The organism is Reinekea marinisedimentorum (assembly GCF_004341165.1).
Taxonomy (GTDB): domain Bacteria; phylum Pseudomonadota; class Gammaproteobacteria; order Pseudomonadales; family Natronospirillaceae; genus Reinekea; species Reinekea marinisedimentorum.
The window spans coordinates 142,007-164,787 of the sequence record NZ_SLZR01000006.1; the positions used below are offsets into that span (position 1 = coordinate 142,007).

A 22,781-nucleotide genomic window follows, 5' to 3' on the forward strand; every position below is an offset into this window, starting at 1 on the left:
GTATTCTCTGGTTATTCGGTTAGAGTCGGGGCCTGTGGCCATTCGCGGATGACGAGTTTACCGCTTTGCTTGGCTTTGGCGAAGCTAAGTTTTTTAGGCAGGTGATCGGATTGATCAAAATAACCGTTGATCGATACGTTCCAGCCGGATTGCAGAATTCCGGTGGTTTGCCCGCTTTCATTCTGACTGGCCTGATAGGTGACGCCGGGTGCCGGCAATGCACGCACCCAGTATTGCAGGTAGTCCAGCGGTAAATTGAGCGTGGTGTTTTCGGCCACCAGGTTGCTCAGGCTGTCTGAATAGAGCAGGTCATCGCCCCGGATAAGAACCACTAAGCCCGGCTCACCTTTAATGGTGGTTAGGCCTTGCCCGAACGGGCCGCTGAGTTCTATCTGATATTGTTCTGCCTGTTGCAGCCAATAAATATTGAAACTGCTGGATTCAGTTTCATTCTGAACCGCCATCTTACCTTTAAAGGACCAGTCAGATACCGGCTCTTCCCGGGTGCTGAACTGACTGCAGCTGAACAGAAACGTCAGGCACAGCAGGCCGGCATAGGTGCGCAGAGCATTCATTCCGTTGCTTCTCCAAACAGCCGCTTCAGATAGTCAATGTAGTGACTGCCCGGATAGTCCTGTTCGATGTCGGTCAGCAGGCCGCGGGCTTCCTGTGTGCGGTTCAGCTTCCAGAGTACCTCGGCAACGTGGGCGGCAATTTCATCGTTCTGGAATTGGGCATAAGCCTTTTGCAGCCAGACTAATGCTTCTTCCAGTTCGCCCAGGCGGTACAGGACCCAGCCTTTCGAGTCCTGAAAGGCGGGGTTTTCGTTGTCTTCGGAAAGGGCTCTATTGATGTAGTCGTGAGCAACATCGAGGTTTTTACTCAGGTCTGCCCAGGTGTAGCCCAGCGCATTCAGGGCGTTCACGTTACTGGGGTCGAGATCCAAAATATGCAGCAGGTTTTGCTCCATAACCATAGCGCGCTCAGTGCCAGCAGCCATCATGGCCTGATCGTAAAGCAGCGGGATGTTATCGGGGAAGCGCTGCACGCCATCTTCCAGGGCTTGCCAGGCAAATTCAGGTTGCTCAGTGAGCTGGAAGTAATTGCTTTGAAAGCGCCAGTAGGTTGGCTCGCGGGGGGCATCTATTTGTTTCGCGCGCTCTATGGCGGCCAGGATGTCCGCCTGGTCTTCGATGTTGCCGAGTGAGACCCATTCGGCGATGCCGGAAATCAGGTAAGGGGCCTGCTCGATTTGACTGAAGTGACTGGCGGCGGATTCGGGTTGGGCATTGGCAACATCGATGCGGCCCAGAAAATAGTGCGCTTCATCGTTAAACTCGCTGTGCGATAACAGCCGAGAGTAAAGAGCATTGGCGGTATCGTACTGTTGCTGATCAAACGCGGCGCGCGCATAGGTGCGGGCAATTATCGGGTCAGTCGGGAATTGGGTGTGCAGTTTTGCTAGTGCGCTGATGTCAGCAGGGTAATACTGGTAGATGAATCGTGCCTGTAAAATAGCCACCTGACGATTTTGCGGATAGTCTGATCGAATCATCTCGATTTGCTGTTTTGCTTCATCGATCTGGTTTAAATCCTGAAGAAGCTGAAATCTGTACAGAGATGCTTCCAGCGTTGGTTCGATATCCAACGCGGTATCGGTCAGGGCCAGGGCGTCTTCCGAATCACTGTAAATTAACCGTGCGCTCAGATAGAAGAGGCTGGCATTTTCAGGGTAGTGCTGCTGCAGGGCTTCGAGGTTGTTGTTGAAGCTCATGCGCTGGTCGGCGTCTATTTCACTGAAGGCGGCCAACAGCAGCGTTGTTTCTGCTTCCGGATTAATACTCAGCCATTTACTCAGAGCTGCGCTGCTTTCATCAAGCCGGCCGGTTGCCAGTGCTGATAATGACAGGGCGCTGACGGCCGTTTCATCATTGGGGCGTAAGGTGTTCCACTTACTGGCAGAGATGTAAGCTTCTTCGTAGTTTTCAATCGCCTGGTTCAGCACAACGCTGCGCTGTAGTGCCTGAACATCGTTGTAGTCTTTGCCCAGCTGGCTGTAAAGCGCGGCTGCAGCACCGAGTTCCTGGCGGTTAGTGGCTATTTCAGCGAGTAACAGCTGAAACAGGTTTTCCCCACTGAGCTGTTCAACCGGGGGTTCTGAGCGTGCTGTAGATTCAGTGGTATTTTCAGTCAGGGAGCGACTATCGGACGTTGTTGCGCAAGAAGTAAAAAACACAGAGACCGCAAGTAATTGCAGTGAAGAAATAAAACGTTTAGGAAGCATAAAGTACCTGTTCAACCGGCGTTCGTGTTTATTAAAACTGGGTCGAATCTAATGATTTGATTGGATATTAGCATAGCCTATATCGCCCTTTTTCAGCAAAGTCGTTAGAATACCGCGTTTTTACAAACTCGAGAGTTCACGTTTGGCATGTCATTAGTTGCCATAGGCATCAATCATAATACAGCTCCGGTAGCTATTCGGGAGAAGGTCAGCTTTTCACCGGAAGCTATGTCTGAGTCGCTGTTAGCAATACAGTCTTTGCCGGGAATTAATGAGGTTGTCATTCTCTCAACCTGCAATAGGTCGGAACTTTATTGTGACGTCGAGCTGCCTGCTGAGGCCGTTGAAACCCTGACGCAATGGCTGGCGAATCGGCACAGCGTGGATGATAAGCAGCTGGCAAGCTGCCTGTATGTTCAAAAAGACAGTGACGCTGTTTCCCATGTCAGCAGGGTGGCATCCGGGCTCGACAGCATGGTTCTCGGTGAGCCTCAAATACTGGGGCAGTTAAAGTCTGCCTATGCGGTAGCGCGCGAGTACGAAACCGTGGGCCCTATGCTGAACTATCTGTTCCAGCACAGCTTTAAGGCGGCCAAGAAGGTTCGAACTGAGACGGCGATCGGTGAAAATGCCGTCAGTGTTGCTTACGCCGCGGTTAGTCTCTCCACGCGTATTTTTACCGACTTGAAAGAGTGCCGGGCGTTGCTGGTGGGCGCTGGCGAAACCATCGATCTGGTTGCCCGGCATTTACGCGATAAGGGGGTGCATCAGATTACTGTTGCAAACAGAACCCTCGCCCGGGCAGAAGTGCTGGCTGAGCAATTTGATGCTAAGGCCTGTTTGCTGGCCGATATACCGGACGAGCTGCCGAAAGCGGATATCGTCATTACCTCAACGGCCAGCCAGCTGCCATTAATTGGCAAGGGGATGGTTGAGCGTGCGTTAAAACTCAGAAAGTATAAGCCTGTTTTTATGGTCGATATTGCCGTACCCCGCGATATTGAATCAGAGGTTTCCAGGCTGCGTGATGTCTTTCTGTATACGGTGGATGACCTGAAAGATGTGATTGAAGGTAATCGCCGGTCGCGGGAAAAGGCTGCTGTTCAGGCGCATGAGATTATCGGTCAGCTGACTGAAGAATTCATGAAGGGTATCAATGTTCGTGGTGCCGGCAGTGTTATTAAGAGTATTCGTAATCAGGCTAATGAAATAAAGCAGGCAGAGCTTGCACGCGCGGAGCGGGCACTCGCCGCCGGAGCCGACCCTTCACAGGTTATCGCTCAACTGGCTCATAACATTACCAACAAACTGATGCATAACCCGACTGTGGCGTTAAGAGACGCGCATGAAAATGGCCAGCCCGATGCCGGCGAATGGGCGCAGCGGCTGTTTGATATTAAAAAATAAGGTCAAAATGAAAGAATCAATTCGTTACAAGCTAACCGAGCTTTCGGAACGCTATGAAGAAGTCGGCATGTTGCTGTCGCAGCCGGATGTAATCTCCAATCAGGATGAGTTCCGCAAATACTCGCAGGAATATGCCGAGCTGGAAGATGTCGTTAAATGTTTTGCTGAATATCAGAAAAACGAGTCTGATATTGAAGAGGCGCAACTGATGATGGAAGACTCTGACCCGGATCTTAAAGAGATGGGGAAAGAGGAATATCAGGCGGCACAGGCGCGTGCTGAAGAGCTGGATCAACAGCTGCAAATATTGCTGCTGCCCAAAGACCCGAATGACGGCAAGAACGTGTTTCTTGAAATCCGTGCGGGAACCGGCGGTGACGAAGCTGCAATTTTCTCTGGTGATTTGCTGCGAATGTACACCCGCTATGCTGAAAAGGCAGGCTGGCGACTGGAGGTTCTGTCTGCCAATGAAGGTGAACACGGCGGCTATAAAGAGGTGATCACCCGAGTGAGTGGCGCCAACGTCTATTCACAGCTTAAGTTTGAATCCGGTGCGCACCGCGTGCAGCGCGTGCCTGAAACCGAAAGCCAGGGCCGTATTCACACCTCCGCCTGTACCGTGGCGGTGATGCCGGAGGCCGATGAACTGGAAGAGGTCTCGATCGATAAAAATGATCTGCGTGTTGATACGTTCCGGGCTTCGGGTGCTGGTGGTCAGCACGTTAACAAAACCGATTCGGCGATTCGCCTGACACACTTACCGACCGGTATTGTGGTTGAGTGCCAGGATGAGCGATCCCAGCATAAGAACCGCGCCCGGGCCATGTCCCTGCTGGCGGCAAAGCTGAAAGATGCCCAGGAAAGCTCAGCCGCGAAGGAGCAGGCTGATCAACGAAAATCGCTGGTGGGCAGTGGCGACCGCTCAGAGCGGATTCGGACTTATAACTACCCTCAGGGCCGGGTTACCGATCACCGCATCAACCTGACCCTCTACAAGCTGGAGGAAGTCATGTCCGGGCAGCTGGAGCATATTATTCAGCCGCTGTTGAATGAGTATCAGGCACAGCTGTTTGCTGAGATGGGACAGGCGTGAGTCAGACTCTGGCTGCAGCGCTTTCGGCGGCACAGGCAAGTGGTCTGGATAAGTTGGATGCCGAGGTTCTCCTGGCTCATGTGCTGGAAAAGGGCCGCACCTATTTGATTGCCTGGCCGGAAAAGCAACTGACTTCCGAACAGAATGACCGCTACTCGCAACTGGTTCAGCGGCGCGCCCGTGGCGTGCCGGTTGCTTATATCACCGGTATGCGTGAATTCTGGTCGTTGCCGATCAAAACCTCTCCGGCAACACTGATTCCGCGCCCGGATACCGAAGTGCTGGTAGAAACGGTGCTGGAAAAGCAGAATGAAAGGCCGCTGAGCTGTCTTGATTTGGGGGCAGGTACCGGTGCCATTGCGTTGGCATTAAAATCGGAAAGGCCTTCCTGGTCGATCATGGGGATTGACTGTATTGATGAGGCCATTGAGCTGGCCAGCGCGAATGCGCGGAATCTGTCACTGAACGTTCAGTTTACTAAGGGTAACTGGTGCGCCGGCGTTCCCGGCAGCTCGCTGGATATCATCGTCAGCAACCCGCCTTACATAGATTCAGAAGACCCTCACCTGGAGCAGGGTGATGTGCGTTTTGAGCCGAGCAGTGCGCTGGTCGCCCCGCAGAGCGGTTTTGCGGATATCGAACTGATTGCCACTCAGGCTACTCGCTGCCTGAAGCCCGGGGGATGGTTGTTCCTGGAACATGGCTGGCAGCAGGCTGAAAGGGTTCGGTCAATTCTCAGTGATAGTGGTTTTGCTGAGGTAGATTCCCGTTGCGATTACGGCGGCAACGAGCGGGTCACCTTCGGCTGCTTAAAAAACCAGTAGTACCACGGTTTGTGCAATACAGGCAGGTCGTCGGCAACCTTCAATTTCAACAGTAATCTCTTCGGTCACTTCCAGCCCGCGTTTAACGCGCTGTACTTCTATGACTTTCTTGGAGCCGCGTAGCCGAGAACCGGCTTTTACCGGGTAAGGGTAGCGCACTCTGTTTAAGCCGAGGTTAACCACCATTTTCGCTCCGGAGAAAGCATTAACCTCCGGGTTGGTGATGTTCATCAGCCTCGGTATCAGCGATAAGGTCAAAAATCCATGAGCCACCGTTGTACGGAAAGGAGATTCAATGGCCGCGCGTTCCGGGTCGGTATGAATCCATTGCTCGTCTTCGGTTACTGCCGCAAACTGATTAATACGCTCCTGTGTCACTTCAATCCACTCACCGGTGTAGGTGACCTCATTCAGCGTGTCGGTCAGTTGCAGGTATATCTTATGAGCAGGGGAGTTGGTGTCATGGTCCCAGTACTGGTCATTGGTATGCTCAGGCTTGAATGTCGTAACTTCCTTGACCTCAGCGTCGGCTGCCCAATTGAACCAGTGGCTGCTTTTGGCATTGTTCATAGCACCAATTAAATACTGACGAACCTGCGGATTAAGGCGATCCATCAATTCACCGGGGTGCCTCGTTATTTGATCACTTTTTTCTCTAATCAGATCGATAACTTTCATCTGGTTTGCCGGTGCTCCGCTGGTGTTGCTGCTGTTAAGTTAAGTGGCTGCTATCAAAGTTTATTATATTGGCTATATAGACAGCTTTATATGGCATGGAAATTAATATACGAGTGTCTTTCTTGATTGCCTGAATTGCTGAAGACCTTTATAAATCATATGCTTGGCGATTGTTTCTTTTAAGGCAATAGTCTTAGTTTAAATAGTTGAAGGTTTCGGGTGTTATTTTCCATGAATATTGCACAGTTTATCCCTTCGTTGTTGCTAATCTTCTGACTGAAGGCTGCATCGGTGTTATTGATGTGCTGATCAATAATCGATCGCATTTAGCTTAATTTGGACGAATGTCAAATAATCAGACAAATTAACTTCCCATTCTTTTGTAAATTCAATATGGTTTTTACTGCCAGAGCGAATTAACAATAAAATTGATATTTTTTAGGAGTAGTGCGTTTTTCGGCTGCTGCTTACTGTTGAGGGGCAATTTTTAAAATGCAGGTTTTAGTATTTGATTTGGATACAGCGTTGTGTCCGACAAGTACTATGGATGGTATGGCTATGGCCAGCGCTATAAAGGATGTAGCAGATTGTCAGATTGCACCTGAATCCGTAATGTCATTACAGGATTGGAAATCTATTTGGTATCGCGCAGTAAAGCGTGTTGCTACAAAGCGTGAGCTCATCGAGCTGAGGCAGCGTTTCAGCTTTCATTTAAAGCGTCAGTTTTTAATTCGGCCGAGCGTCGTTCTCGGAAATTACCCCCTCATTCATCAGGTTAATAAACTGCAGGGCCATAAGAACATGGTTGTGTGCCTGGTCTCGGCAACCTGTCCGGCAGCCGTTGACATCAAGGCGCGTTCAGTAGGCCTGATGTGTCAGCAGATTCCGGTTGTTACTGGTCAAGACGCTGAAAGCCCAGAGGCTTTGTTAACGCTGGCGCAGGCTCGGGTTATGCGCAGCTATGGTCTTGATCTGAAAGGTGGTCATCTGATCGCCGGTGAAGGCTGGCAAAAAGCATCCGCACTGCTGCAGATGCACCATTGTTTGCCGGATGATTTTCTGAAAGAGGACTCTTACTCGGTTAAGCAGATTCAGCCGGAAGATCGCTTTACCGGCAATTACCACTGATAGCAGAATGCCCCTCGTGAAGAGGTCTTGGCATTGGATTTTGCGGGTATTGAAACGAAAAAGGCCAGCCCTAACCGGGCTGGCCTTTTTTATGCCGTCGCTACTAGGGGCGATTAGGCATTTTTCATTTGTGCAGCCTGGATCGCTGTCAGGGCAATGGTGTAGACAATGTCTTCAACCAGTGCACCACGAGACAGATCGTTAACCGGCTTGCGCAGGCCCTGAAGCATAGGGCCGATGCTCACTACGTTGGCACTGCGCTGTACGGCTTTGTAGGTGGTGTTACCGGTGTTCAAATCCGGGAATACAAAGACGGTAGCGCGGCCAGCAACCTGGCTGTCAGGCGCTTTTGACGCTGCAACAGAAGGCGTGGACGCGGCATCGTACTGCAGAGGGCCATCGATCAGCAGGTCTGGGCGACGTTCTTTGGCAATACGGGTTGCTTCACGAACTTTTTCAACATCGCTACCAGTGCCGGATTGACCGGTTGAGTAACTGATCATGGCGATGCGTGGCTCAATGCCGAACGCTTTAGCAGAGTCGCCGGATTGAATTGCGATATCGGCCAGCTGTTCAGCGTTAGGATCCGGGTTGATTGCGCAGTCACCATAGACCACAGCCTGATCAGGCAGCAGCATGAAGAACACAGAGGACACCAGGCTTGCGTCCGGTCGGGTTTTAATCAGCTGCAGAGCAGGGCGAACGGTGTTGGCTGTGGTGTTGACTGCACCAGAAACCAGGCCGTCTACATCGTCCAGTGCCAGCATCATGGTGCCCAGAACGTTACAGTCTTCCAGTTGAGCTTCTGCCATTGGCGCTGTTAGGCCTTTGTGCTTACGCAGCTCAACCATCGGTGCAATGTATTTAGCTCGGGCAACTTCAGGGTCAACAAGCTCAATGCTGTCAGGCAGAACGATATCCTGAGTCAGGGCTACGCGGCGGATTTCTTCCGGGTCACCCAGCAGAACGCACTGTGCGATGCCTTTTTCCTGACAGATAGACGCAGCACGGATGGTGCGTGGCTCTGTGCCTTCCGGCAGAATGATTCGCTTGGCCGCAGCGCGTGCTTGTTGAACCAGCAGGTGGCGGAATGCCGGTGGTGACAGGCGGCGCTCTTCAATAACTTCAGCGCGTTCAGCCAGCCATTTAGCATTAATAGAAGCGGCAACCGCATCCATGACGCTTTCCATGCGGTTGACGTCATTCGCAGGCACTTCGGTGTTCATTGAGTTCAGGCGCTGAGCAGAACGGAAGGTGTTCAGCTTTGATGTCATTACCGGTAAGCCGCTGGTGAAGGCTGCGTGACACAGGTTCATCACATGCGTAGGTGGCATGATGTCGCCGGTTAGGATGATGCCGGCCAAAGGTACACCGTTAAGGGCGGCCATAGAAGCGGCCAGCAGAACATCGTTACGGTCACCCGGTGTTACCACCAGTGCGCCGGCTTTTAAGGTGTGCAGCATGTTCGGCATGGTGCGGGCGCAAACGGTAATGCTTTGTACCCGGCGCTCGGCAATTTGGCCTTCATTAAAGACAGTGGCACCCAGGTGGTTAGCAACATCCAGGGTACGAGGCGCAACCAGTAATGGGTTCCATTCAACAGCGCCTAAGCACTTGAAGCCGTCATTCTGGAATACAGGCAGGATGTTTGCGTAATCTTCTGCAGGTACAACTTCAGCCGGTTCAGCAGATGCCATGCTTGGATCTTCCTCGGCAATAACCTGCTGCTCGGATGGGTCAGGCGCGCCAACCTTGTTCAGGATGCAGCCTATGACACGACGGTGATTAACACCACCAAACAGGCTGGCTGTCATCTTGATGCGTTCGTTTAATTGCGCTGTGCTGTCGGCATTTTTAGCTGCAACCAGAATGACGTCAGCATCCAGTGCTTTTGCCATGTTACGGTTCAGCTCGGCGATGTAGCTTTCATCCGCTACCGGCACCAGGCCTTCAACAATCAGCACATCAGCTTCTTCCGCAGAGCTTTGAGCAATCTGGATAACGTCTTCCATCAGCGGGTCGGTGTGGCCCAGTGCCAGCTGCTGTTGTGCGTGAGCCAGTTTGATCGGTTCTGCCGGGTTCAGGCCAAGGGTGGCATTTACCAGGTGTGTGGAGCGTTCAGGTTCGTTGTCGTTGCCAAACTGCTGGGCGATTGGCTTACTGAATGCAACTCGCACACCCAGCTGGTCCAATGCGCGAACCAGGCCCAGACACACGGATGTTAAACCCGTGCCGGCACCTGTTGCAGATATAAAGTAGGTATATTTCACAGAATTAATCTCCGTAAATAATTAAATCAGTGCTTGTGCTGCACGTGCGATCATCAGTTCTTCAGCGGTGTTTACAACAATAGCTTTCGGGCCATTGCCTTTAGAGATCACACCCAGCTCGTTGCCGTTGGTTTTGTTCAGCTCTTCGTCCAGCTCAATGCCCAGAATCTTCATGGTGTTGATGATCAGTGCGCGGGTGGAGCGAGAGTTCTCGCCGATGCCGCCGGTAAAGACCAGTGCGTCAAGCTGTGGCAGGCAAGCAGCCAGGCCACCCAGTTGGCGTGCCAGGCGGAAGTGGAATACATCCAGAGCCAGTTGTGCGCGCTCGTTGCCTTCTTCAGCAGCAGCTTCAACTGAACGCATATCGTTGGAAACGCCAGAAATGCCTAACAGACCGCTCTTCTTGTTAAGAACGTTGGTAATCTCTTCAATGCTCCAGCCTTTTTGATCGTGCAGGAACTGGTGCAGACCAGGGTCTACATCACCGCTTCGGGTACCCATCAACAGGCCTTCCAGAGGCGTCATACCCATGGTTGTATCAACACATTTGCCGTTTACGACAGCAGAGCAGCTGCAACCGTTACCCAGGTGGGCAGTCAGAATGCCGTGCTTTTCACCCAGGCCCAGTCGCTTGGCAGCTTCAGAAGAAACGTATTGGTGGCTGGTACCGTGCATGCCGTAACGACGTACACCCAATTCTTCATAAAGCTCGTAAGGAACACCGTAAAGGTAGGCTTTAGGTGGCAGAGTTTGGTGGAAAGCAGTATCAAACACAGTTACCTGTGGAATTTCAGGGTACAGGCTTTCCATGGCTTCAATGCCTGCAACCGCTGCTGGGTTATGCAGAGGTGCCAGAGGAATACACTGTTTGATTTTTTCAATAACATCGGCAGTAACCAGAACGGGGTCACTGAAGAATTCGCCGCCGTGAACAACGCGGTGACCAATAGCGACTGGCAGAGTGTCCATCAGGCCCTGTTCAGTCAGGGTATTGATGATGACTTCCAGAGTTGATCGGTAGTCGCTTTTTTCCAGCTTCAGGTTTAATTTGCCTTCTGCTGATTTGATGGTGATTTCGCCTTCCGCAGTGTTTAAACGTTCAGCCAGGCCGCTTGCGCGCTCGGCTTCAGATGACATATCGAACAATGAAAACTTAATGGAAGAACTACCAGAATTAATTACGAGGATGTTATTGGACATTTACCAGCCTGTCTGTGTTGAAGTTGATAGAAAGTAGGGCACTGTGATACCCCTGTTTGAAAGGTCTGAATTCGTTCAAATTTAAACTTATTTGTTTGTGCAATTTTAAAATGTTCATTTTTAAGACTGTTTGATAATACAAACCTATAAGTTTTAAAAGCTTTAATTATGTAAGCGGTCGGCGGTAACCAGCAAGCGGTGGCACGGGGTGCCTGTAATAATTGTCATATAGTCATACAAATAAGGCCCGAAGGATACGCGTTTTCTGGCATCGCTCAAGTAAAAAATAGGTATTTGACCCAAATATTACCGCTAAAACATGGCTTAAATCAGTAACTCTACAAGCTGTTAGGGAAGCTGGTAGTTTAAATAGATTGCTGCCAATGTTATCAGATTGTAACCAGGCCCGGTCTACTATTTGTGGGAGTGATCCTTCTATTAAACTGCGGGTTGCCCGGCGCTTGGAAATTGACGGCGGTTGTCTTGTATTTCTTTACAAAGTTACGCAACATGCTGTGGTCCCAGAGGCATTAATAATAAAGAGAGATCAAAATGAAATTAAAAAAAGCATTAGGCGTTGCAGTGGCAGCTGCTTCCATGATGAGCATGGCACATGCCGAAGTTAAAGTAGGTTTCTTAGGTGGTTTCACCGGCCCAATTGAAAGTATGACACCGGCAATCTTTGAAGGTGCCAAACTGGCTGTTGCACACGTGAATACTCAGGGTGGTATTCTCAATGGCGATTACATCTCTATGCCAAGTGCCGATACCGGCTGTATTGATGCAGCGGCAGCTTCCAATGGTGCAGACCGTTTGATCAACAGCGAAGGTGCAATCGCGATGGTCGGTGCGCTTTGTTCAGGCGCGGCAATTGCCGCAGCAAACAACGTTGGTGTTCCCGCGGGCGTTCTGATGATTTCACCATCCGCGACATCGCCTTCGGTTTCAGGTCTGGACGATAACGACCTGTTCTTCCGCACGGCGCCTTCCGATGCATTCCAGGCAGAAAAACTGGCCGCATTGCTGGAATCTAAGGGTATTGAAGAAATTGCCATTACCTATGTAAACAACGATTACGGCAAGCCGTTTGCTGAAGGCCTCGAGGCTGCATTCAGTGGTACAGTTCTGGCCAACGAAGCGCACGAAGACGGTAAAGCAGACTACCGTGCCGAGCTTGGTTCACTGGCGGCTTCTGGTGCGGAAACTCTGGTGGTTTTAGCCTATGCCGATACCTCCGGTCAGACTATCTTGCGTCAGGCTTATGAAAGCGGTGACTTCCTGCAGTTTGTTGGCGGCGACGGTATGATCGCGCAGAACCTGGTCGACGCCATTGGTGGTGACATTCTGGAAGGCATGATTGCGACCAAGCCGGGTATTCCCGATATTGTTGGCCAAAACGTTTTTGCAGATGAAATGAGAGCAATGGCGCTGGACCCTAACGCGATCTTTGCCGGTCAGGCATATGATGCAGCCTTCCTGATTGCTCTGGCAATTGAAGAAAATGGCTCAGCTGATAAGGCTGGTTTGTCTGCGGCACTGCGTAAAGTTTCCAGCGCGCCGGGCGAAGTTATTCTGCCGGGTCAGTGGGAAAAAGCTAAGAAGCTGATTGCTGAAGGCAAAGATATTAACTACGAAGGTGCGGCCGGTAGTCATGAGTTTGATGAAAAGGGTGATGTCCCCGGCCTGATCATCGAAATGGCTGTCGAAAACGGCAAGATCATTGAAAAGGGTAAGCTGTAAGGTTTAGGCAAGTTTAAAACGAAAAAAGCGCGGTTTATACCGCGCTTTTTTATTACGCCCGAAAAGGATTATCCGTGCCGGGCAACTTTCTCCGGTATTACGCCCTTGGGTGCGTAACGCAATACCAGGCTGATGGTCAGGCCAATGACAAATACCCGGGCCTGAAGCGCTCGGCTGTCGAGATCCTGTGGCGCTTCCCAACCAACACTGTCGCCAATATTACGGATAATATCGAACACAAACAGCGCGGCAGGTTCAGACATTGTCCAGATAATATAAACGAACACTGCGCCAAACAGTGTGCCCAGGTTGTTGCCGGCTCCACCGAGAATCACCATTACCCAGATCAGGAAGGTGTGATTCAGCGGAATATAGCCGTTCGGGTCAAACAGGCCGTTAAAGGTCGCGAGAATAGCGCCACCGACGCCCATCAGGAATGAGCCGAAAACAAACACTTCCAGGCGGCGTTTGTTGACATCTTTACCCATGGCCAGTGAAGACACTTCGTTATCGCGAATGGCGCGCAGCATTCGGCCCCATGGCGCGTTATAGGCGCGGGTGAGCAGGAAGAAGATAAGCGCAATGACCAGCGCCGTTAATGAAAGGTAACTGGCGCGCGCCATAATAAAGCCGAGATCGGCAGCACCCGGAGTAGGCCAGGGCAGTGGCGAAACGGTGAGTGTGCCGTTGGTCAGCCAGTCGGCGTTTTTCAGAAAGGCTTTAATGATTTCTGAAATGCCCAGTGTGGCAATGGCCAGGTAATCACTGCGCAGACCCAAACAGATGTGGCCAACAAAGTAAGCGATTAACCCGGCAGCAATACCGCCTACGACCCAACCCAGCCATGAAGGCAGGCCAAAGCCGCCAATGAAGCCGACTTCTTTTTCAATAGAATCGGCCACCGGAGCCAAAGCGTTCATATAAACCAGATACACAACGCCAATTAAGACTAGGGTGACAGCCTGCTGTGCTTTTTTCGGAACACCAAAACGAGTGATTTTGATGGAACCGACGATCAGCACAATGCCGATGATCAGCTTAAGCAGTACGCTGCCCAAGTCGCCGGCCAGGCCGGATGACCAAAATTGTTCATTCACCGGGAAGCTGAACAGCATGGTGACGAAGGCACCCATGGCCATAAAGCCCATGATGCCGGCATTGAACAGGCCCGCATAACCCCATTGAATGGTCAGGCCGAATGCGATGATGGCATAACAGGCTGCCTCTACCAGCATGCGCAGGCCATAGGCTGTACCCATGAATGCCATGATCAGCAGAATTATGGCGAACAGGCCGCCAAACAGCAGGAATTCTTTTTTATGGTTCATTAGTAACTTATTGCTCATCACAGCACCTGCCCTTTCAGAATACCGGTCGGTTTCAGAACCAGAATGGCGATCAGTATGAAAAACGGAACGGTTATTTTGTATTCAGTCGGCACCAGCGCCAGGTTGCTGGGCAGATCCCACTCGTAGGCTTTTTCCAGCGGTCGCAGCAGAATAGCCCAGTTGAAAACGGCCAGTGTTTCCGCAAAGCCAACCACAAAGCCGCCAATGACAGCGCCATAAGGGTGGCCAACACCACCGACGATGGCAGCCGCAAAGATCGGTAACAGAATCTGGAAGCTGAGGTCGGGTTTGAGCGCAACATCGAGAGAAAGCAGAGTGCCTGCCGCTGTCGCCAGACAGCCGGCAATAACCCAGGTAACGGTCACGACAGTTTTGGTGTTGATGCCGGAAATGCGGGCCAGGTCAGCGTTATCGGAAGTGGCTCGCATCGCTTTACCCAGCCGTGAGCGGGTCAGGAAGTAGTGCAGCGCAACAACGGCGACAATGGTGAATACAAACAGCAAGACCTGGGGTTCGGTAATAATGATTTTACGCGAGGCTAATTCCCACGGCAGTTCGAGGCGGAAGATTTCCTTGCGGTCGTCAACGAACAGGTTGCGTGAGCTGGTGCCGAAGAATATCCGCACAACACCCTGCAGCATCAATGTGACGCCGATGGAGGCCATAACCATAACCACCGGTTTTACGTTGGCTTCACGCAATGGTTTGTAAAAGGCCTTATCAAGCCCAATGGCCAGAAAGCTGGTAATGACCATAGCGAAGGGCATCATCACAAAAGCGGTGGGTAAGCCAACAGCATGGCCGGCTTCCGGGAACATGGCAGTTAAAAACAGCGTGACAAATGCGCCTGTGGTCATCAAATCGCCATGGGCGAAATGAGCAAAACGCAGGATAGAAAAAATCAGCGTGACGCCGATGGCTCCCATCGCGTAAATAGAGCCGATCACCGCACCGGAGATCAGCACTTTATTAATAAAGAAAACTAATTCGTTCATTGTTTATTCCTGTCCGTTAACCGCCAAGGAAGCTTTTGGCAACTTCCGGATCATTCAAAAGGTTTTCGCCGGTATCGGTAAACCGGTTACGCCCGGCCGCCAGAACAAAGCCTTTGTGAGCAATGGCCAGCGCCTGTTTGGCGTTTTGTTCGACCATCAGAATGCCAACGCCTTCTTTATTGATGGCAACGACGCGATCGAAAATTTCGTTCATGTACAGTGGAGACAGGCCGGCAGTCGGTTCGTCTAGCAGCAGAACCTTGGGTTCAATCATCAGGGCGCGGCCCATGGCGACCATCTGCCGCTGACCACCGGAAAGTTCACCCGCTGGCTGATAGCGCTTGTCTTTTAAATCCGGGAAGTAGTGATAGACGGAATCGAGCGTGCTTTTGAAGTTGTCTTTGCGCAGGAAGGCACCCATTTCCAGGTTTTCTTCCACGGTCATGCTGACAAAAACGTTCTTTTCCTGTGGCACAAACGCCATGCCCATTTCCACCAGAAGGTGCGGTGCCTGGTTGGTGATGTTTTCACCGTTCAGTTCGATAGCGCCTTCGGTTACGTTCAGCAAACCAAATATCGCCTTCAGCGATGTCGATTTGCCGGCACCGTTCGCCCCGATAATGACCCCGACTTCGCCTTGCTCAATCGACATATTGACGCCATTGAGGATGTTCATGCCGCCATAGCCGCCATGAATATTCTTTGTTTCTATAATTGCCATGTTTTCTCCACGGGATCAGGCAGCGTCGGTACTGCCGAAATAGGCTTCGATCACTTGCGGGTTGTTTTGGATGTCTTCGATTTTGCCTTCAACCATGACGCTGCCCTGAGCCAGTACAATAACCGGGTCGCAGAGTTTGGCGATCATGTCCATATCGTGTTCGATCACCAGAAAGGTCACGCCTAAATCGCGGTTCATCCGCAGTATGTTGTCGGTCAGGCCTTTAAGCAGGGTGCGGTTTACGCCCGCGGCGACTTCATCGAGCAGTACTACTTTGGAATCCGTCATCATGGTGCGACCCAATTCCAGCAGTTTTTTCTGGCCACCGGAAAGGTTGCCAGCCAGTTCGTTTTTAACGTGATCGAGGCCAATGTAGTCGATCACCTCCAGCGCTTTGCGGCGGTTTTTGGTCTCCTGCCTGGCAACCTTACCCGGCTGGAACCAGGCATTGAACAGGTTTTCGCCAAGCTGTCTGGGCGGCACCATCATCAGGTTTTCCAGAGCCGTCATATGAGAAAACTCATGGGCAATCTGGAAGGTGCGCAGCAGGCCCTTACCGAACAGCGCATTGGCAGTTTGGTTGGTGACATCTTCGCCGTCGAGAATAATGTTGCCGGTATCGAGCGGGATGGTCCCGGCGATAATGTTGAATATGGTCGATTTCCCCGCGCCATTTGGGCCGATCATGCCCGTTATGGAGCCTTTTTCGATGTTGAAGCTGCAGTCATTAATGACTTTCAGACGGCCGAACGACTTTTGGACCGACTTCACTTCGATCATGGATGACATGTGTTTTGACTCTCCACTGATAACTTAATTAAAAGTTTTGTGGTTTTAACGTACCTGCTTGAGAGCGGCCTTGTGGGCTTTAGGCTCTTGCAGAGCTTTATTGGATTCCAAAACCGTGGCGGGCGGTAATAGACGGCCGCAACCCGGTTGGATCCTTTTTTAGTAGGGAAGGAAGTGTACAGACTCTGCCCCATAAGGTCAGCCCATCGCCGGCCTAAAATTAGACTGGCCGGGCAATTAATCTGCGTTGCCAGGCGTTTTACTCTGCTTTTTGAACCGCTCGGCTACTGACGCGGTTGCCGAGTGCCATCATCGCCAGAATGATAAGAATTAAACCGGCCGGCAGCAGGGCACTGTTGTATGTCTGGAAGGGCGTTAAGCCGCTTCTCAGAGTTAGCTCACCTTCCAGGATCGCTTCAACAAATTGTTCGGAGCGAACGACAATTTCACCGTTGCCATCAACCAGTGCTGATATGCCATTCTGGGTTGCACGAACCATCGGCCGACCATTTTCAATGGCCCGCATACGGGTGATCTGTAAGTGCTGATGAGGGCCGATAGAATCGCCAAACCAGGCGTCATTGCTGACCACCGCAATCAGATTAGCCTCTTTAGCCAGCCGGCGAACCAGATTCGGATAGGCGGCTTCGTAACAGATGACCGGTGCCACAAAGTAAGGCTGGTCGTTCACCGTCGCCTGAATTGGGCTTTGCCGCTCACCGGCCGGGCGCATGGTCGACATCGGTAAATCAAAGAAGGCGATAAGCCCGCGCAGCACGCCTTCCAGCGGAACATACTCGCCAAAGGGCACCAGGTGTTGTTTGCGGTACTCACCGCTGGCGGTGCCGTAACCTTTAATGGCGTTGTAGTAGGTGGTGAAGTTCTCGTGGGTAATAATGCCGGTCAGCAGGGCCATATCGTGCTTAGCGGCAAAGGCGTTGATGTCGGACAGGTAGGTGGGTATTTCGTCTTCCAGCCGGGTCATCGCGGCCTCCGGCCAGAGCATGAGGTCAGCTTCGCCATGAACCGTCAGTGCCTTGCCGAAGAATCTTAAGGTGGGCGTCTGTTGAGCTTCGATCCATTTGGTTTTTTGATTGATGTTGGATTGTACGGCGGCAACCCGGATGCTTTGTTGGCTGCTTGTCCAATGTGCTGCAGGGAAGGTCAGCCCGGCAGCGAGGGCAATAATGAACAGCACCACCGAGCCGAAAGCGGCAGTCATGGCGGCTTTCTTTTCGGCTTTCCAGTGCAATGCAGCAATGAGCAGCCAGGCGGCGATCAGCGCCATAATCAGGCTGAGCCCGTAAACACCGACAACAGCCGCGAGCTGGGCTATCGGCAGGTTGATTGTGGCGTAGCCGGCAAACAGCCAGGGAATACCGGTGAATACCCATTCCCGCAGCCACTCATTCACGACCCACCAGCAGGGCGCCAGCAGCATCAGTGCGCCGGGCAGGGATTTTAGGAATTTATGATAAAACCAGAATTGAAACAGGAAGAACAGCGCCAGTGCCAGACAAAACCCGGCGGTTAAAAAGACCGACAGCCATACGGGTGTTTCCACTGTTTGCATGCTGCCGTATATCCATGAAACCCCCAGACCGAAGAAGCTGACGCCATAGAGCCAGCCAAGTAACGAGGCTTCTTTACTGTTTTCAGCCGTGTGATTCAGCCAGATAGCAGTGGCGATGCCAATAAGTGCCAGTGGCCAGATATTAAAGGGTGCCAAAGCCAATGGCATGCATAGGCCCGAAATAAGAGCGGCCAGAAGCCTGAGTGGTCGGTTGAACATTGAGCCATTTAACCTGTCATGGTGGAAGCACAGGCACTTTACATAAGAAACAGCAGGAACCCAATAGATCGGTGCTGCTCTTGGCTGAACCCTTATTCAGATCAACAACTTAAATTCATGGCCTGTTAATGTGTGGCCGCTAAAATTATTAATAATACTGATCGGAATTGATCAATTACCAAGCTACTCGAAACATCCGACAGGTAGACAAAAAATAATAAAACCGCCTGCGGCGTTGTTTGACCTTAGCTTTTCATGAACCTAAACCAACGTGAAAAAAGTTAGAGTGAGATAACCACATCATGATTAACAAATGGATTGCTTCACTGGCATTGATGCTCTTATGCCTGTCCGCACAGGCCACGACAATATTTATTGTTTCCAGTTACCACCCCGAATACCAATGGGATGCCGATTATGTTCGGGCGATTAAAGAAAATTCCTCTTCCGGGTACGAATTTATTCAGCGATCGCTGGATAGCAAGAACCTGCCGCCGGAACAATGGCAACAGAAAGCCGCTGAAATTGTGGCTGAAATCAGAAAAACCAAGCCGGATGTTGTGGTTATTGGTGATGACAACGCACTCACCACCGTCGGGATGGAAATTAAAACCTCCGGTATACCCATTGTGTTTCTGGGGATTAACGGTTCTGCGCGACAATACGGGCTGGGTGGCGGCTCGCCGATGACCGGCATTTATGAACGGCCGTTTATTGAGGCATCGATTCGCCACGTATCCAAGGTAACCAAAGGGAATTTACCCATTCTGGTGCTGATGGATAACTCGACTACTATGCAGAATACCGTCAGCGAAAAGTTTGCTGATCAGCGCAGTGTGGAGGTTCAGGGCACACAGGTGGATATTCTGCTGACCAACTCGGCGCGGGAATGGAAGACGGCGATCGCCGGTGCGCATGAGCGCTACAGGGCCGTGATTGTTGGCACCTACCACACCTTACGGCATGACGACGGCGCTGCGTTTAGCGATGAGTCTGCCATGCTCTATGCTCAAACTGCGTTAAAGGTGCCGCTGTTTGCACTGTGGGATTTTTCCGTAGCGCCCGATAAAGCCGCCGGTGGCTATGTAATTTCGGCCTATGAAGAGGGTAAGTCTGCTTCGCGGATTATTCGGCTGGTGCTTAGTGGTGTGCCGGTGAGCAGTATTGCCTCCAGCAATTCGCAAACGGGGCACTATATTTACAGTAAGAAGGCTATGGAAAAATGGGGTATTCAGCTTTCACCGCTGGTGGCCTCCCAATCCACATTCCTTAAATAGGAGCTTGCGATGAGAAACAGAGCGGGAAAATTTCTGAGTACCTTGTGTTTCTTGTTGTTGCCTTACCCGCTGCTGGCAGAGGGTATCGATGGTGTTCAGTTGCTTGAAAAGATCGATAACCTCTACCAGCAGGAAAACGCCCACGCCTCCATGACTATGGAGATTGAAACCAAAGATTTCAGCCGGTCTGTTTCTCTTGATTCCTGGGCCATTGGCCTGGATTACTCACTGGTGAAGGTCACCGCGCCGAAAAAAGAGCAGGGCATTGCCACGCTTAAGCGCGAAAACGAAATGTGGAACTACCTGCCTAAGATCAACAAGGTCATTAAGGTGCCGCCCTCCATGATGATGGGCAGCTGGATGGGTTCCGATTTCACCAATGATGACCTGATGCGTGAAGGCTCCTGGGTCGATGAATTTGATGTCACCCTGAGCGAAACCGGCAACCTTTATCAGCTCGATCTGCTCGCCAAAGAAAACACCGTGACGGTTTGGGGTCGAATGCAGATTCTGGTGGAAAAACACAGCCTGTTGCCGGTCAGGCAAATCTATTTCGATGAAGATGGCACCGCCATGCGCGAAATGACCTTCAGCGAAGTGAAAACATTTGATGGCGTCACCCTGCCTACCGTTCTGGAGCTGGTGCCACTCAACAAAGAAGGCAATAAAACCCGGGTTGTGTATGAATCGATGGCGTTCGATATCGACCTGGACGAAGATTTTTTCAGCCTGCAAAACCTGAAAAAAAGACGCTGAGGCTGGCCGTATGCTGATGCTCCGATTAGCATTCCGCAACATCCTGCGCAATAAGCGGCGTACCGTGCTGACCATGCTCAGCATGTTGGGTGGCTATGTTTTGCTGGTGTTGTCGCTTTCTGTGCAGAATGGCAGCTATGAGCAGGTGATCGATTTCTTCACCAAAGACAGTACCGGTCACGCGCAGATCAGTGAAGTTGGTTATCAGCAACGGGCAACGCTCTACAAGGCGGTGCCGGCCAGCGATGCCTTCTATCAGCAGCTTACTTCTTTGCCGCTGGTGAGTGCCGCGGCACCACGCATTAAGAGTGGCGCACTGGCCTATGGCGAAACAAAAAGCTTCCCTGTTCAGGTTGTGGGTGTTGATGCGCAAAAAGAAGCCGGGCTTTCGTTTCTGGCTGAAAAAATCAAACAGGGCCGTTACTTCAATGCACAGCCGAACAGCGACGGCTATTTTGAGGTAATGGTTGGCGCTGCCGTTGCCCGGCAATTGCAGGTGGCGCTGGGTGATGAACTGGTACTGATCTCGCAAGGTGCTGATGGCTCGCTGGCCAACGATCTGTTCAGCATTGTCGGCCTGATCGGTTCAACGGAAAGCCTGGATGCGCGCACTGTTTATCTGCCGCTGCTGGCCGCCCAGAATTTTTTTGCTATGCCGGGTGAGGCTCACTATTGGGTTGTTTTGGCAGGCAATTACCGGCAAAGCGACGAACTGACGGCACAACTGAACCAGTGGCTGGCGGATAGGCCCGAGCTTGAGGCGGCCAGTTGGAAGGTGGTGTCCGAAGAATTCTACAAAACCATGCAGGCCGATATTGAAGGCGGCTATATCTTTTATTACATCATTATCTTTCTGGTGTGTATTGGCGTGCTCAATACCGTACTGATGTCTGTGCTCGAGCGAACCGGTGAGTTTGGTGTACTGAAGGCCATTGGCACGTCGCCCTCGCGGTTGTTCTTTTTAATCATTCAGGAAACCCTGTTACTGGCAGGCTTGAGTTGCCTTTTCGGTTTGTTGGCTGCTTTGCCGCTGAACTACTGGCTGGCCAGCACCGGCTTTGCCTTACCCGAGCCGATGGAGATTTCCGGTGTTGTTATGGCCCACATGAAGGGGCAGTGGGACCTGGCTGTGTTTGTAGAGCCGGCGTTGATTGTCATTGGCTCGGTTGCTCTGATCGCTGTGTTTCCGGCGTTGAAAGCGGCACGCATTGTACCGGTTGATGCCATGAGGGGGCTGTAACTCATGAACCTTATCTTCAAGCTGGCACTGCGAAATATTGCGCGTAACAAGCGCCGGACGGCGCTGACGGTTTTGCTGATCAGCATGACGCTGGCATTGTTGATATTTTCCGATGGTTATATGAAGGCCATGTCGGATGTGATGATCCGCTCGGCCACGCGCCTGTACCCCGGCGATGCGCAGATCCATCAGGTCGGGTACAGAGCAGAATATGATGCCGAGCTGCCGGTAAACTCGCCGGATGCGTTGCTGGAAAAACTGCAAAGCCACCCGCTGGTGCAAAGCTATACCGTGCGCACCATGGATTTCGGTATGGTGTCGAGTACCGCCAATAATCTTTCCGTGCAGGTGGTGGGCATTCGCGCTGAAAGCGAAGCGCAGGTTTCTAAATTGAAGCAAAGCATCGTTGCCGGACGCTACCTTTCCGACGACGACGCAGAAACCCAAATTTTGATAGGCACACGCCTGGCCGAAGAGCTGGAAGCCAAACCGGGTGACCGGCTGGTGGTTTCTCTGAACAACTATGAAACTCAGGAAATTGAGCAGCGCTTGTTCCGCGTCACCGGTATTTTCAAAATGAACTCCAAGTTTTTTGATGAGGGGCTGGTCTTTATTCAGTTACCGTTGGCGCAGCAGATGCTGGGGTTAGGCTCTGCCATTCATGAAATTGCGTTTAACTTTCAGCAGGAAACACTCTCTGGCGATAAATCTCTGGCCATCTGGCGTGAGCTTTCAATCGCAAACAACCTTGCTGAAGGCTGGAAAACCCTGATGCCTGAGCTTGCCTCCATGATCGGCATGTTTGATTACAGCATGTTTATTGTCGGCGGCATTCTGTTTGTGGTCGCGATTCTGGGGGTGGTGAATGCCATGTTTATGTCGATCTATGAACGCACTTACGAATTCGGCGTGATACTCGCCATTGGCACCCGCAGGCTGACCATCTTCAAGCTGATCATGACGGAAGGCCTTATGTTGTGCCTGGTCTCGCTGGTCATTGGTGCAGTCATCGGCACTGTCGCGGTGTTGTGGGTTGCGCATATGGGAATCGATTACGGCGATATGGATTTTTCCGGTGTGGCCTTGGCCGAGGTACTGCGGCCGGAGCTCAGATGGCAGCAGTTTACAGAGCTGCCGTTCGCCGTTTTTTTGATGACCATGCTGGCATCGGTGTACCCGGCGATTCATGCCGCGCGTATTGTTCCGGCGAAAGCCTTGCACCGGAGTTTATAGGAGCT

The 22,781-nt window shown here is 51.6% G+C and carries 19 protein-coding genes; 9 read left to right on the forward strand and 10 right to left on the reverse strand.

From position 1 onward, the window contains the following. Nucleotides 1–11: 11 nt before the first annotated feature. Both lolB and BCF53_RS08840 read right to left on the reverse strand, forming a co-directional pair. Entirely contained in the window at nt 12–575 is a 564-nt protein-coding gene (gene lolB / locus BCF53_RS08835; protein WP_132701363.1) for a lipoprotein insertase outer membrane protein LolB, read from the reverse strand. Further along, complete coding sequence (locus BCF53_RS08840) at nt 572–2,284, reverse strand: tetratricopeptide repeat protein (RefSeq protein ID WP_132701364.1); 1,713 nt, start codon at nt 2,282–2,284, stop codon at nt 572–574. The genes lolB and BCF53_RS08840 overlap by 4 nt, the downstream gene beginning before the upstream one ends. 147 nt (nt 2,285–2,431) lie before the next feature. On the opposite strand from BCF53_RS08840, the gene hemA reads away from it, so the two are divergent. Genes hemA through prmC form a run of 3 tightly spaced genes read left to right on the forward strand, consistent with a single transcriptional unit; the run spans nt 2,432 to nt 5,608 of the window. After that, nucleotides 2,432–3,691 carry a glutamyl-tRNA reductase gene (gene hemA / locus BCF53_RS08845; protein WP_132701365.1) on the forward strand — a complete coding sequence of 420 codons (1,260 nt, stop codon included), beginning with the start codon at nt 2,432–2,434 and terminating at the stop codon, nt 3,689–3,691. A gap of 7 nt (nt 3,692–3,698) precedes the next feature. Further along, nucleotides 3,699–4,784, forward strand: coding sequence for a peptide chain release factor 1 (gene prfA, locus BCF53_RS08850; RefSeq protein ID WP_132701366.1), 1,086 nt, complete (start codon nt 3,699–3,701; stop codon nt 4,782–4,784). Continuing rightward, the gene (gene prmC / locus BCF53_RS08855; protein WP_132701367.1) at nt 4,781–5,608 is read left to right on the forward strand and encodes a peptide chain release factor N(5)-glutamine methyltransferase; all 828 of its coding nucleotides are present in this window, start codon (nt 4,781–4,783) and stop codon (nt 5,606–5,608) included. Before prfA ends, prmC begins: the two co-directional genes overlap by 4 nt. On the opposite strand, the gene BCF53_RS08860 is transcribed toward prmC, so the two are convergent. Further along, on the reverse strand, nt 5,594–6,223 hold the full coding sequence (locus BCF53_RS08860) for a MaoC family dehydratase (protein WP_243645801.1): 630 nt from the start codon (nt 6,221–6,223) through the stop codon (nt 5,594–5,596). The two genes, prmC and BCF53_RS08860, sit on opposite strands and share 15 nt — an antisense overlap. 555 nt (nt 6,224–6,778) lie before the next feature. Here BCF53_RS08860 and BCF53_RS08865 point away from each other — a divergent pair. Continuing rightward, nucleotides 6,779–7,414: a hypothetical protein gene (locus tag BCF53_RS08865; RefSeq protein WP_132701369.1), complete on the forward strand. Its 636-nt coding sequence runs from the start codon at nt 6,779–6,781 to the stop codon at nt 7,412–7,414. A 113-nt stretch (nt 7,415–7,527) separates the two neighbouring features. Here BCF53_RS08865 and pta read toward each other — a convergent pair whose 3' ends face one another. Beyond that, on the reverse strand, nt 7,528–9,684 hold the full coding sequence (pta, locus tag BCF53_RS08870) for a phosphate acetyltransferase (RefSeq protein ID WP_132701370.1): 2,157 nt from the start codon (nt 9,682–9,684) through the stop codon (nt 7,528–7,530). 21 nt (nt 9,685–9,705) lie between these two features. After that, nucleotides 9,706–10,884 carry an acetate/propionate family kinase gene (locus BCF53_RS08875; RefSeq protein ID WP_132701371.1) on the reverse strand — a complete coding sequence of 393 codons (1,179 nt, stop codon included), beginning with the start codon at nt 10,882–10,884 and terminating at the stop codon, nt 9,706–9,708. 552 nt (nt 10,885–11,436) lie between these two features. On the opposite strand from BCF53_RS08875, the gene BCF53_RS08880 reads away from it, so the two are divergent. Further along, nucleotides 11,437–12,624: an ABC transporter substrate-binding protein gene (locus BCF53_RS08880; RefSeq protein ID WP_132701372.1), complete on the forward strand. Its 1,188-nt coding sequence runs from the start codon at nt 11,437–11,439 to the stop codon at nt 12,622–12,624. 68 nt (nt 12,625–12,692) lie between these two features. Here the strand turns inward: BCF53_RS08880 and BCF53_RS08885 are convergent, their stop codons facing one another. The 5 genes from BCF53_RS08885 to lnt all read right to left on the reverse strand — a co-directional run bounded on the left by BCF53_RS08885 (nt 12,693) and on the right by lnt (nt 18,219). Continuing rightward, on the reverse strand, nt 12,693–13,970 hold the full coding sequence (locus BCF53_RS08885) for a branched-chain amino acid ABC transporter permease (RefSeq protein WP_132701373.1): 1,278 nt from the start codon (nt 13,968–13,970) through the stop codon (nt 12,693–12,695). Continuing rightward, nucleotides 13,970–14,968: a branched-chain amino acid ABC transporter permease gene (locus tag BCF53_RS08890; protein WP_132701374.1), complete on the reverse strand. Its 999-nt coding sequence runs from the start codon at nt 14,966–14,968 to the stop codon at nt 13,970–13,972. The genes BCF53_RS08885 and BCF53_RS08890 overlap by 1 nt, the downstream gene beginning before the upstream one ends. A 16-nt stretch (nt 14,969–14,984) precedes the next feature. Then, a complete protein-coding gene (locus BCF53_RS08895; RefSeq protein ID WP_132701375.1) occupies nt 14,985–15,689 on the reverse strand; it encodes an ABC transporter ATP-binding protein in 705 nt (234 codons plus the stop codon). A 15-nt stretch (nt 15,690–15,704) separates the two neighbouring features. Beyond that, a complete protein-coding gene (locus BCF53_RS08900; protein WP_132701376.1) occupies nt 15,705–16,478 on the reverse strand; it encodes an ABC transporter ATP-binding protein in 774 nt (257 codons plus the stop codon). 259 nt (nt 16,479–16,737) lie between these two features. Then, entirely contained in the window at nt 16,738–18,219 is a 1,482-nt protein-coding gene (gene lnt / locus BCF53_RS08905) for an apolipoprotein N-acyltransferase (protein WP_165901863.1), read from the reverse strand. A gap of 353 nt (nt 18,220–18,572) precedes the next feature. On the opposite strand from lnt, the gene BCF53_RS08910 reads away from it, so the two are divergent. Genes BCF53_RS08910 through BCF53_RS08925 form a run of 4 tightly spaced genes read left to right on the forward strand, consistent with a single transcriptional unit; the run spans nt 18,573 to nt 22,776 of the window. Next, nucleotides 18,573–19,547 (forward strand): ABC transporter substrate-binding protein, encoded by a 975-nt coding sequence (locus BCF53_RS08910; RefSeq protein ID WP_132701378.1) that lies wholly within the window; start codon nt 18,573–18,575, stop codon nt 19,545–19,547. Nucleotides 19,548–19,556: 9 nt separating this feature from the next. Further along, complete coding sequence (locus tag BCF53_RS08915; protein WP_132701379.1) at nt 19,557–20,303, forward strand: outer membrane lipoprotein-sorting protein; 747 nt, start codon at nt 19,557–19,559, stop codon at nt 20,301–20,303. A gap of 16 nt (nt 20,304–20,319) precedes the next feature. Further along, nucleotides 20,320–21,543: an ABC transporter permease gene (locus tag BCF53_RS08920; protein WP_165901864.1), complete on the forward strand. Its 1,224-nt coding sequence runs from the start codon at nt 20,320–20,322 to the stop codon at nt 21,541–21,543. A gap of 3 nt (nt 21,544–21,546) precedes the next feature. Continuing rightward, on the forward strand, nt 21,547–22,776 hold the full coding sequence (locus BCF53_RS08925; protein WP_132701381.1) for an ABC transporter permease: 1,230 nt from the start codon (nt 21,547–21,549) through the stop codon (nt 22,774–22,776). Nucleotides 22,777–22,781: the final 5 nt, after the last annotated feature.

What these genes read in the sequence shown, in the direction of transcription:
- lolB (WP_132701363.1), bottom strand. Translation starts at nt 575, where the DNA reads ATGAATGCTCTGCGCACCTATGCCGGCCTGCTGTGCCTGACGTTTCTG.
- BCF53_RS08840 (WP_132701364.1), bottom strand. Translation starts at nt 2,284, where the DNA reads ATGCTTCCTAAACGTTTTATTTCTTCACTGCAATTACTTGCGGTCTCT.
- hemA (WP_132701365.1), top strand. Translation starts at nt 2,432, where the DNA reads ATGTCATTAGTTGCCATAGGCATCAATCATAATACAGCTCCGGTAGCT.
- prfA (WP_132701366.1), top strand. Translation starts at nt 3,699, where the DNA reads ATGAAAGAATCAATTCGTTACAAGCTAACCGAGCTTTCGGAACGCTAT.
- BCF53_RS08860 (WP_243645801.1), bottom strand. Translation starts at nt 6,223, where the DNA reads ATGGATCGCCTTAATCCGCAGGTTCGTCAGTATTTAATTGGTGCTATG.
- BCF53_RS08865 (WP_132701369.1), top strand. Translation starts at nt 6,779, where the DNA reads ATGCAGGTTTTAGTATTTGATTTGGATACAGCGTTGTGTCCGACAAGT.
- BCF53_RS08875 (WP_132701371.1), bottom strand. Translation starts at nt 10,884, where the DNA reads ATGTCCAATAACATCCTCGTAATTAATTCTGGTAGTTCTTCCATTAAG.
- BCF53_RS08880 (WP_132701372.1), top strand. Translation starts at nt 11,437, where the DNA reads ATGAAATTAAAAAAAGCATTAGGCGTTGCAGTGGCAGCTGCTTCCATG.
- BCF53_RS08885 (WP_132701373.1), bottom strand. Translation starts at nt 13,970, where the DNA reads ATGAGCAATAAGTTACTAATGAACCATAAAAAAGAATTCCTGCTGTTT.
- BCF53_RS08890 (WP_132701374.1), bottom strand. Translation starts at nt 14,968, where the DNA reads ATGAACGAATTAGTTTTCTTTATTAATAAAGTGCTGATCTCCGGTGCG.
- BCF53_RS08895 (WP_132701375.1), bottom strand. Translation starts at nt 15,689, where the DNA reads ATGGCAATTATAGAAACAAAGAATATTCATGGCGGCTATGGCGGCATG.
- BCF53_RS08900 (WP_132701376.1), bottom strand. Translation starts at nt 16,478, where the DNA reads ATGTCATCCATGATCGAAGTGAAGTCGGTCCAAAAGTCGTTCGGCCGT.
- lnt (WP_165901863.1), bottom strand. Translation starts at nt 18,219, where the DNA reads ATGCCATTGGCTTTGGCACCCTTTAATATCTGGCCACTGGCACTTATT.
- BCF53_RS08910 (WP_132701378.1), top strand. Translation starts at nt 18,573, where the DNA reads ATGATTAACAAATGGATTGCTTCACTGGCATTGATGCTCTTATGCCTG.
- BCF53_RS08915 (WP_132701379.1), top strand. Translation starts at nt 19,557, where the DNA reads ATGAGAAACAGAGCGGGAAAATTTCTGAGTACCTTGTGTTTCTTGTTG.
- BCF53_RS08920 (WP_165901864.1), top strand. Translation starts at nt 20,320, where the DNA reads ATGCTCCGATTAGCATTCCGCAACATCCTGCGCAATAAGCGGCGTACC.
- BCF53_RS08925 (WP_132701381.1), top strand. Translation starts at nt 21,547, where the DNA reads ATGAACCTTATCTTCAAGCTGGCACTGCGAAATATTGCGCGTAACAAG.